Genomic DNA, 8,899 nt, shown 5'->3' on the forward strand with positions numbered 1-8,899 from the left:
ATTCCAGGCGCGCTTCAACAAAATGTAGGACCGTAGGACAGTTGGACAGTGGGACGGGAGCCTGCACTCCGGAGTCCACCGTCCTACTCTCCTACCGTCCTACCTCCAGTATTCAAACCGCAAGGCGCCGGCCGGTGTCCCAGGATCAACCATCCCCCACACCCTGTTCCCGGAGAGCGGCATGAAACGCACACCCGTCCTGGCGGCGATCGTCCTGGGCGCCGCCCTGGCAAGTCCCGCGCACGCGCAGCAGGACCGCGCCACCCAATGGCTCAACGACTGCCGCGCGCACAGCTGGAGCAACCGCGCGCGATACTGCGACGTGCGCAATTTCACCGTCGACACCCCCGCCGGCGCGATTCGCGTGGACGCCGGCCCGAACGGCGGCGTGAGCGTGTTCGGCTGGGACAAGGCGTCCATGCTCGTCGTGGCCAAGATCCAGGCCAATGGCGACGACGACGCCGACGCCAAGGATATCGGCGGCCGGATCAGGATCGACGTGAATGCGTCGCACGTGCAGGCCGACGGCCCGTCCGCCGGCCGGCACCAGGGATGGTCGGTGAGCTACGACCTCTACGTGCCGCGCACGTCGGGCCTCGACGTGAGCACGCGAAACGGGGGCGTGGCGGTGGACGGCATCCATGCGCCGCTCACGCTCACGACCGAGAACGGCGGGATCCATCTGACGAACGTGGGCGGCGACGTGCACGCCGAGACGACCAATGGCGGCGTGAGCGCGATGCTGGACGGGACCACGTGGCTGGGGGCGGGACTCGATCTCCGCACGACCAACGGCAGCGTGACCCTGGAGATTCCGCGCGACTACAATGCGCGGCTCGAAACCGGCACGACCAACGGGGCGGTCAACATCGGCTTCCCGATCACCGTGCAGGGATCGTTCGGCCGGCGCATCACGACGACGCTGGGCACGGGCGGCCCGTTGATTCGGGCGACGACGGTGAATGGGGGAGTGACGATCAGGAGCAGGTGACGCAGACATCGGGAACCCTGCCCCACCTCACGAGCCGGTCGTGAGCCGTTGCTGATGGCTCACGGCCGGTCGTGGTCAGAGCGCCGCCGTCAGATCGCCGTTCACTTCCCCAGCACCCGATCCGCCTCCTTGATCCGCTGATCGAGTTCCTTCCGCAACACCCCATACCGCTCGATCGCATCGCGCCCGATCTTCTGATCCGCCATATTCGTCATGCTGTAGAGATATGTGATGTGCGTCTGCAAGGCGGGCTTGCTGTAACGGATCGCTGGCGTGATCAACTCGGCGGCCAGGGCGTTCACCCTGGCCAGCGTATCGGCCGCGGCGCCGGTGGCGCCACCCAGCCGCCGCTGGGCGGCCTCCACACGCGCCACGAGGTGATTCACATCGCTCACCAGCGCGCGGACCCGGACGTTGTGCTGGAACTGTTCGCGCAGATCGGCCGTGGTCACCCCGTCCCTGGTCACGCGCGGATCCTCGATCACCGTGAACGGCTGGGTGGCCGTATACGCGCCCACCGTGAGCCGCACCGCGTACCGGCCCGGCACCGCCATGGGCCCGTTGCCACCGTCAGGACGCGACGCGCTCTCCCAGGGGCCCGGGTAGCGCAGATCCCACGTGAAGCGGTGCATGCCCGGCGTCTTGTCGAGCGTCGCCGGGGCTCCCCCGCGCCTGCCGAATCCGCCGCGGCCGCCGCGGCCCGCGGGTCCGCCGGCCGGCGCCGCGCTCGTGAAGGTCCTGATCACGTCGCCCTTCGCGTCGAGAACGTCGAGCGAGATATCGGCGCCGGGCTCGGCGCCGACGTAGTAGTCGATCTGCGCACCCATGGCCGGATACTCCGGACCGGGGGTGCGGCCGAAGCCGCCGAAGCCGCCCCGCGCGCCGTGGCGCACCGCGCGCTCCGGCTTGAAGAGGTACGCCCGCGACGATGCCACCTTGTCGGTGAGCTGGTGCAGCGGCGAGAGGTTGTCGAGCACCCAGAACGAACGCCCCTGCGTGGAAATGACGAGCGAGTTGTGCGCCACCTTGATGTCGGTGATCGGCGTGATCGGCAGATTCATCTGGAACGACTGCCAGTGCCCGCCGTTGTCGAACGACACGTACATTCCGAACTCGGTGCCCGCGTACAGCAGCCCGGGCCGGTCGGGGTCCTCGCGCACGACGCGCGTGGGCGAGTCGCCGGGAATGCCGTTCTTCCCGTCGGTGAGCCGCGTCCACGACTTGCCGAAGTCATCGGTGCGGTAGAGGTACGGCGCGAAGTCGCCCAGCAGGTAGCGATAGATGGCCACGTAGGCCGTGCCCGCGTGGTGCGCGCTCGGATCGATGTTCTGCACGCGCCCGCCGGGCGCGAGCCCCTTGGGCGTCACGTTGGTCCAGGTCTTGCCATCGTCGCGCGTCACGGAGACGACGCCGTCGTTGGAGCCGGTCCAGATCACCCCGCGCTGCACCGGCGACTCGCGGATGGCGTACAGCGTGCTGTACACCTCCTCGCCCGTGGCGTCGCGCGTGATCGGAATACCGCTCGCCTCCTGCGGCTCGCCTTTGGGGTCCCACGTGAGGTCGGGACTGATGCGCTGCCAGGTCACGCCCTCGTCGCGCGAGCGGTGGAGGTACTGCGACCCGTAGTACACGGTGTTCTGATCGAACGGCGACACCTCCATCGGCGCCACCCGCTGGAACCGGTAGATGAGGTCGGCGCCTCCGTTGCCGTACAGCGACTGCGCGCCCACCCAGTACTGCTCCTCGTTGTTGGTGGTGAGGTTGAGCCGGCTGAACTGCCCTTTGCACCCGCCGTACACCGTGTCGGGCGCGGCGATGTTGGGCATGATCGGACCGGTCTCGCACCCCGGACCGCTGCGCCAATCCTGCCCGTCGCCGAGCGGCAGGCTCGGCACTATTAGTGTGTTGTCATCCTGCTGCGCCCCATACACGCGATACGGATACTGGCTGTCCACGGCCACCTGGTAGATCTCGGCCGTGGGCTGATTGAGCTGGGTGCTCCAGGTGCGGCCGCCGTCGGTGGACACGTTGGCGCCGCCGTCGTTGGACTGGATCATGTAATCCGAGTTGGTCGGATTGATCCACAGGTCGTGGTTGTCGCCGTGCGGCGTGCGCTCGGTGCGGAACGTCCTGCCACCGTCGGTGCTCCTGAACCAGTTCTCATCGCCGACGTAGACGATGTCGGGATTGGCGGGATCCACGCCCAACGTGTTGTAGTAGAACGGGCGCGTCAACAGTTCCGGATCCCCGTTCACCAGCGTCCAGGTGGTGCCGGCGTCGTTCGATCGATAGAGCCCACCCCCCGGCTTGGCCTCGATGAGCGCGTAGATGCGATCGGGCGCCGCGTTGGAGATCGCGACGTTACTGCGGCCGAACAGCTGGTTGGGCAGCCCGCCCCCCAGCTTCACCCACGTGTCGCCGCCGTCGGTGCTCTTGTAGATGCCGCCCTCGCGCGCGCCGCTGACGATCGTCCACGGCTTTCGCTGCCCGTGCCACATGCTCGCGAACACCACGTCGGGATGGCCCGGCTGCAATTCGAGATCGGCCGCGCCCGTGCTGTCGGACACGTAGAGAATCTTCTTCCAACTGCGTCCACCATCGGTGGTGCGATACACGCCGCGGTCCACGCTCGGCACGAACGGATTGCCGCCGGCCGCCACGTACACGATGTCGGGATTGGTGGGGTTGATGCGAATCGTCGCGATCTGCCCCACCTCCTTGAGCCCCACGAATTCCCACGTGCGACCGGCGTCCGTGGACTTGTACACGCCCCGGCCGATCGACACGTTGCTGCGGATCTTCGACGACCCCGTGCCCGCATACACGATGTCCGGATTCGAGAGCGACACATCGAGCGCGCCCATCGACGCCACGGCGAAATAGCCGTCGGACACGTTCTGCCAACTCGCCCCCGCATCGGTGGTCTTCCATACCCCGCCCCCCGTGGAGCCCATGTAGAAGGTCCGCGGTTCCGATGCCACGCCGGCCACCGCGGTCACGCGGCCGCCCCGCTCCGGCCCGATCATCCGGTACCGCATGCCGGCCCACAGCGCCGAATCGTACGTCGCCCGCTGCGCGGCGGCCGCGAGCGGCAGCGACATGGTGGCCAGTGCGAGCGCCGCAGCGCCGCGCAGAATCCGTCCGATCATCGGCATTCCTCGTTGGTGTCCACGTTCACGACGTGCCGTCCCATGCGCCCAGCACCGCCTGTATCACCGTATCCAGATGAGCCGCCGCCACGGCGCCCTGCGCCATCCGCGGCGATCCCCCGCCCCGTCCGCCCGCCGCACCGAGCGCCGCCTTGAGGACGGCACCGGCCACGAGCCCCGAATCGTCCGACGTTCCCACGATCACCGCCCCTTCCCCCTCGCCCGTCACCGCTCCCACGAACGCCGCGCGCGGCAGCGCGCACACGGCGTGCGCCAGCCCTCGCAGCTCGTCGAGCGTGCCCGCGGCCCGCACCTCCACCACGCGCCGCACGCCGCGGCCATCGGCGGGCGCGGAATCGTAACGCTCCCGCGCATGATACGCATCCAACTCGCGCGCCAGCTTCCGCCGCACCGACTCCGCTTCCTGTCCCGCCGCGAGGCGCGCCTCGACCACGCCCGCCGCGTCGTCCACCGAACTCGACACCAGGTTCGCGATCCCTGCCAGCGCTGCGTAGTCGGCGCGCGAACGCGCCACGGCCCGCAATCCGCACACGAACTCGATGCGCGTGCCCTGCTTTACCTTCTCCGTGCGCCGCAGCAGGACCGCCCCGATCTCACCCGTGGCCCGCACGTGGGTGCCCCCGCAGGCGCTGCGGTCCACGTCGGCGATGGTCACAATTCTGATGTCGCCGGCGCGGTCCGACGGCTTGCGCAGCGCGGCGGCCTGCGCCGCGTTTTCGAACGACACCGATACCGCCCGGTTCTCGGCAATCAGCGCGTTGGCGCGATCCTCGGCCGCTGTCAGTCGCGTCCGGGGCGTGATGCCGGCGTCGACGTCGAGCGTGGAGACCGCGTCTCCGAAGTGCACGCTCACCGTCTTCCATCCGAACAGATCCTCGAGCACCGCCGAGAGCAGGTGTTGCCCCGTGTGCTGCTGCATGTGGTCCAGGCGACGCGGCCCGTCCACCCGCCCATGGACCGCGCCGCTCGTCCGCGCCATGGGCGCATCGAGGACGTGGGCGATCCCGGTATCTTCATCGATGACGTCCACCACCCGACAATCACCGAGCGTCCCGGTGTCGAAGAGCTGTCCGCCCGACGTGGGGTAGAACGCCGTGCGATCGAGATACACGCGTCGACCGTCGCCGGCCACCTCGACGATCGTAGCGTCGAAGTCGGTCGCATATGCATCGTTGTAGTAGAGCCTGATCGTCATGGCGCTCTAAACATTCCCCCCGGGCCACCCAATTTGAAGAGCCGGCCGCGCATTCCGTGAAATCCCTGCCCATCGACGAAGCCCTTCCCGCGCTCCGCGCGGCGCTGCGCGTACACGCCAGCGCGGTGCTGCAGGCGCCCCCCGGCGCGGGCAAGACCACGCGGGTGCCGCTCGCCCTGCTCGACGAGCCCTGGCTGGCCGGCCGGACGATCGTGATGCTCGAGCCGCGCCGCCTCGCCACCCGAGCCGCGGCCCGCTTCATGGCCCGCACGCTGGGTGAGGCGCCCGGGCAGACGGTAGGCTTCCGCGTGCGCGGCGAATCGCGCGTGGGACGCGGCACCCGCGTCGAGGTGGTGACCGAGGGGATTCTCACCCGCCGGCTCGAGCACGACCCGGGGCTCGACGGCGTCGGGCTCGTGATCTTCGACGAGTTTCACGAGCGCAGCGTGCACGCCGACCTCGGACTGGCGCTCGCCCTGCAGACGCAACTGCTGCTGCGCGAGGACCTGCGGATTCTCGTAATGTCGGCCACGCTCGACGGCGACCCGGTCTCCGAGCTGCTGGGGGGAGCGCCCATCGTGCGGAGCGAGGGCCGTGCGTTCCCGGTGACCACGCACCATCTGCCGCGCCGCGCCGATGCGCGCCTGGAACAGGACGTCGTAGCGGCCGTGGTGCGCGCGCTGGGCGACAGTGAAGGCGATGTGCTCGTGTTTCTTCCCGGGGCCGCCGAGATCCGCCGGGTCGCGGAGTCGCTGTCTCACGCTCCGACGCCCCTACCCTCCTCCGTGCTCCCGCTGTACGGCGATCTCCCGGCGGCCGACCAGGATCGGGCGATCGAGCCCAGCCCGCCTGGCGAGCGGAAAGTCGTTCTCGCGACCAGCATCGCCCAGACGAGCCTCACGATCGAAGGCGTGCGCGTGGTGATCGACGCGGGGTTGTCGCGCGTACCGGCGTTCTCTCCGCGCACCGGCATGACGCGGCTGGAGACGGTTCGCGTGTCGCGGGCGTCGGCCGATCAGCGCCGGGGGCGCGCCGGCCGCGTAGGACCGGGCCTGTGCTACCGGTTGTGGGCGGAGCACGAGGAACATCATCTCGTGCCCCACGATTCGCCGGAGATCCTGAACGCCGACCTGGCGCCGGTAGCGTTGGAACTGGCGGCCGCGGGCGTCGTCGATCCGGCCGAGCTGCGCTGGCTCGATCTGCCGCCCGCCGCAGCGTTCCGTCAGGCGCGCGAGCTGCTGGCGGAACTGGGCGCGCTCGACGCTGCGGGGCGCCTCACGGCGCACGGCAAGCGGATGGGCGAGTTCGGCACCCATCCGCGGCTCGCCCACCTGATGCTCGTGGGAAGCGAGTGGGGCGACCCCGATCTCGCGGCGACCGTGGCGGCGCTGCTCGAGGAGCGCGACGTCCTGCGCGGCGAGGGCGGCCCGCCGCCGGCCGATTTCGCGCTGCGGGTGGACGCCATGCGCGGGCGCGACGGGTTGGCGCACGTCGCCGGCGTGCGGGTGGACGGCGGCGCGGCGCGGCAGGTGCGGGACCTCGCTCGGCGGTGGCGTACCCAGCTCGAAGGCGTGGCGAAGCGGCCGGGCGCCGATCCGCCGAGCGTCGGGGCGCTGCTGGCGCTCGCCTATCCCGACCGGGTCGCACAGCGCCGCGCGGGGCAGCGCACGCGCTACTTGCTACGCAGCGGCCAGGGCGCCGTGCTCGGCGACGCCGGTGCCTTTGGCGACGCGGAATTTCTCGCGGTCGCCGAGACCGACGGCCGTCAGCCGGAGAGCCGCATCTACATGGCCGCCGCGCTGGCCCCCGCCGAGGTGGAGGCCCTGTTCGCCGGCCAGATTATTACGGAAGATGTATATTCCTGGGATGGCGACCGCCAGATGGTGCGGGCGCAGCGGGTGACGCGACTGGGCGCGATCGTGCTCCGCGAAGCCCGGGTGGGCGCGCCCGACCCGGCACGCGTGGCCGAGGTGCTGGCGGGCGAACTGATGCGACGCGGTGTGGCGGCGCTGCCGTGGAGCGACGACGCCCGGTCGGTGCGGCAGCGGGTGGCGTTCCTGCGCACCGTGGACGGGGCGTGGCCCGACCTGTCCGACGACGCACTGGCCGCATCGGCCGACCGCTGGCTGGCTCCCCTGCTCGTTGGCGCCCGCAGCGGGGACGACGTGCGCAAGCTCGACCTGGCCGGTGCGGTGCTCGGGCTGCTCAGCTGGCAGCAACGCGCGGCGCTCGACCCCCTCGCGCCTACGCACGTGGCCGTGCCCACGGGATCGCGGATCGCCATCGACTATGCGGCACCGGAGGCACCGGTGCTGGCCGTGCGGTTGCAGGAGATGTTCGGGCTCGCGGAAACGCCGCGCATCGCGGGCGGCCGGGTGCCGCTCACGCTGCATCTGTTGTCGCCGGCGCGGCGGCCCGTGCAGGTGACCACCGACCTGGCCGGCTTCTGGCAGCGCAGCTACTTCGACGTGCGGAAGGATCTGCGCGGGCGGTACCCCAAGCACTACTGGCCGGACGATCCGTTGGTGGCCGAGCCGACGCGGCGGGTCAAGCCGCGGGGAAGCTGATCTCGGGTAGCCGGTCCCATCGTGACCGGCCGGTGCTCACTTGCGATTGGTGTCGGTTTCATACGGTGGCTGCGCGTCCGCGCCCCATGTCCCCTTGCGTTTCTATGGAAGCGGTCGCACTTTCCCGTAGGAACACCAGGGAGGATGCGATGGAAGATTCGGTGGACATCCTGCGGGGAACGATGGACGTGCTGATTCTCCGGGCCGTCAGCTGGGGGCCGGTGCATGGTTACGGAGTGGCCCGGTGGATCGAACGGGCGACCGGTGAGGCGCTGAAGGTCGAGGAGGGGACGCTGTATCCGGCCCTCCACCGGATCGAGGAGCGCGGGCTCATTGAAGCCGAGTGGGGGCTCTCCGAGAACAACCGCCGGGCGCGCTTCTATACGATCACCGCGGCCGGTCGGAAGCAGTTGCGGCAGGAAACCGCCGCCTGGACACGGTTTGCCCAGGCCATGGCAGCCGCCCTCGTAGCGGGGGGGCCGGCGGCGCCGGCCGAGGGGTGAGCGATGCGCAAGCCCGAACCGATGTGGCGGCGCTACCTGCGATTTCATGGCCCCGACGTGAGCGCCGACGTGGACGACGAACTCACCGACCATCTCGCGCGCCTCGAAAACGACCTGCGCGCCGAGGGAAAGTCCGAGTCCGACGTCGCGGAGACCGTGCGTGCGCGATTCGGGGACGCGGACGCGATCAGGGCGCGGCTCAGGCGCGATGACGGGCGCCGGCTCAAGCGGAGCTTGCGGATCGAGGCGTTCGGAAATCTGGGCCAGGACGTGGCCTACGCGCTGCGGCGGCTCAGGCAGCGGCCAGGGTTCACGGTCACGGTCGTGGTGGTGCTGGCGCTCGGGGTTGGCGCGACGACGGCGATGTTCAGCGCGGTAGACGCGGCGATGTTGCGGCCACTGCCGTTCGTGCATCCGGAGCAGTTGGTGGTCGCCAACCAAATCGATGTGCCGTTCGACGTCGCGGAGGAGGG

Annotated in this window: 6 protein-coding genes; 4 read left to right on the plus strand and 2 right to left on the minus strand. The window is 70.0% G+C overall.

Annotation, left to right across the window (positions count from 1 at the left end; all coding sequences use genetic code 11):
* The first annotated feature begins 181 nt into the window (after positions 1–181).
* The gene (locus tag VNF92_09675) at positions 182–991 is read left to right on the plus strand and encodes a DUF4097 family beta strand repeat-containing protein (protein ID HVA58146.1); all 810 of its coding nucleotides are present in this window, start codon (positions 182–184) and stop codon (positions 989–991) included.
* A 101-nt stretch (positions 992–1,092) separates the two neighbouring features.
* On the opposite strand, the gene VNF92_09680 is transcribed toward VNF92_09675, so the two are convergent.
* Both VNF92_09680 and VNF92_09685 read right to left on the minus strand, forming a co-directional pair.
* Positions 1,093–4,140, minus strand: coding sequence for a hypothetical protein (locus VNF92_09680; protein ID HVA58147.1), 3,048 nt, complete (start codon positions 4,138–4,140; stop codon positions 1,093–1,095).
* A gap of 25 nt (positions 4,141–4,165) precedes the next feature.
* Positions 4,166–5,356, minus strand: a complete 1,191-nt coding sequence (locus VNF92_09685; protein ID HVA58148.1) for an alanyl-tRNA editing protein — start codon at positions 5,354–5,356, stop codon at positions 4,166–4,168.
* 56 nt (positions 5,357–5,412) lie between these two features.
* Between VNF92_09685 and hrpB the strand changes: the two genes are divergently transcribed.
* The 3 genes from hrpB to VNF92_09700 all read left to right on the plus strand — a co-directional run.
* Positions 5,413–7,923: an ATP-dependent helicase HrpB gene (hrpB, locus tag VNF92_09690; protein HVA58149.1), complete on the plus strand. Its 2,511-nt coding sequence runs from the start codon at positions 5,413–5,415 to the stop codon at positions 7,921–7,923.
* A 149-nt stretch (positions 7,924–8,072) separates the two neighbouring features.
* The gene (locus VNF92_09695; protein HVA58150.1) at positions 8,073–8,426 is read left to right on the plus strand and encodes a PadR family transcriptional regulator; all 354 of its coding nucleotides are present in this window, start codon (positions 8,073–8,075) and stop codon (positions 8,424–8,426) included.
* A gap of 3 nt (positions 8,427–8,429) precedes the next feature.
* Positions 8,430–8,899: permease prefix domain 1-containing protein (locus tag VNF92_09700; protein HVA58151.1), on the plus strand; the 470-nt coding region annotated here is incomplete at its 3' end.

This window comes from Gemmatimonadaceae bacterium, from assembly GCA_035533015.1.
Lineage (GTDB): Bacteria > Gemmatimonadota > Gemmatimonadetes > Gemmatimonadales > Gemmatimonadaceae > JAGWRI01.

Excerpts from the sequence above, each read along its gene's own strand:
- VNF92_09675 (HVA58146.1), top strand. The coding sequence starts at position 182 with ATGAAACGCACACCCGTCCTGGCGGCGATCGTCCTGGGCGCCGCCCTG.
- VNF92_09680 (HVA58147.1), bottom strand. The coding sequence starts at position 4,140 with ATGATCGGACGGATTCTGCGCGGCGCTGCGGCGCTCGCACTGGCCACC.
- VNF92_09685 (HVA58148.1), bottom strand. The coding sequence starts at position 5,356 with ATGACGATCAGGCTCTACTACAACGATGCATATGCGACCGACTTCGAC.
- VNF92_09695 (HVA58150.1), top strand. The coding sequence starts at position 8,073 with ATGGAAGATTCGGTGGACATCCTGCGGGGAACGATGGACGTGCTGATT.